The organism is Flectobacillus sp., assembly GCF_049240685.1.
Classification (GTDB): domain Bacteria; phylum Bacteroidota; class Bacteroidia; order Cytophagales; family Spirosomataceae; genus Flectobacillus.
Window position 1 is genome coordinate 1 of record NZ_JBMLSD010000379.1, and the last position, 1405, is coordinate 1405.

1 protein-coding gene is annotated in these 1405 nt (G+C 34.7%); it reads right to left on the reverse strand.

Going from position 1 to position 1405, the window contains the following annotated elements; all coding sequences use genetic code 11:
• Positions 1-8: 8 nt before the first annotated feature.
• Positions 9-1328 (reverse strand): IS1380 family transposase, encoded by a 1320-nt coding sequence (locus tag ACOVQ4_RS17650; RefSeq protein WP_421821937.1) that lies wholly within the window; start codon positions 1326-1328, stop codon positions 9-11.
• Positions 1329-1405: the final 77 nt, after the last annotated feature.

A 1405-nucleotide genomic window follows, 5' to 3' on the forward strand; every position in this document is an offset into this window, starting at 1 on the left:
AACCCAAATTACGCATTAGAAATCCCAAAGGGATAATTAAAAGTTTTTGAATGATTCCAAAGCCCCGCAAACCAAATTCTCCTTTTCTTGTTTAAAGCAATTTTTAAGACAAGTTTGTCATTCTGTTTTTCAAAATAGGCTCCTATTGCAAAGGTTCTATACCTCAAAGTTGATAACGTTTTTTGAGTCTTTTCCTGTAATACAAAAGTTCTGAAGAGCGACATTAGATTGTATGCAATCATTGCAAAGATTAATGCCCCTTCGGTGGCAAAAAAATCTTTTAGATTAAAACTATCGAATCCAAAGTCATATTTCAATTCTTTGATTCTGTTTTCAGCATTGGCTCTTCCTCTATAAATTCTCCAAATTTCTGCGGGTGCTAATTTCATATTGGTTACATAGGCAGAATACCTGTAATTTTTGAAGATTTCTTCTTCTGAAAAAAGGGATAGTTGTTTGCCTGGCGCTTTTGGCCTGTCTTTTATTCTTTGTCGAACAATTACCATTCTTCTTGATTTTACCCAAGAATTACTTTGGTATATTTGTTCACAAATTTCAATTCCTGTGTCTAATGTAATCCAATTGGTACTATCGTGAATAACTCTTTGGATAGGGTGCGTAAATTTAGCGGCAATAACATAATCGATTGTTTTTTGTTCCAAATAATCCAAAATATCAGATTGAAAAAAACCACTGTCTAGTCGTATTAAACCGATAGTTTTGTTTTTGAGTTTGAATAAAGTGTCGTCTAGAAAAGCAAGGAAATTATTAGCCGATGAAGTATCTCCGCTACGAAGCCACATGTTAGCAACAAGTTTTACATCGTCAATAAAAGCAATCAGCGGATGATGGGATACTCGCCCTCTTTTAGAAGGGTTATATCCTTTTTTTGCACCTCCTTGTTCGCCGTAACGTGTTATTACAGATGAGTCTATATCCAAAGTAAAATAATCAAATTTGAAATTATCAAATATCCATGAATAAAAATGATTGCTCACTGCTTGATTGGTTGCTTGACTAAATTTACCAAAGAACCTTTTGTAAGTGTCTTGAGCTGGAATCTCTTCCCAGTCAAATATTCTACCTAATGCAACATCGTGTCGAGTGACTTCGGTGTGCATAAATCGATTAGCTCCACACCAAATGCTAGTAACAAATGCCTCAATTATCGTGGTTACTTTGTGACCTCTGTTGGATTTGGGCTGAGGTAAGTCTTTACATTGAATAATCTGCTCTCTAAAGCCAATTTTACCAAGCATTTGCTTCAAAAAAACCATTCCACCCCAAGGCGTAATCTCTTTACTGGTATAGGATATGTCAAATTCCATAGCTCCTTTTTTTCTAATGCTACGCATTAGGATTTTAAACCACAATTTAACTATTATTTTCTAATGCTGAATTTGGG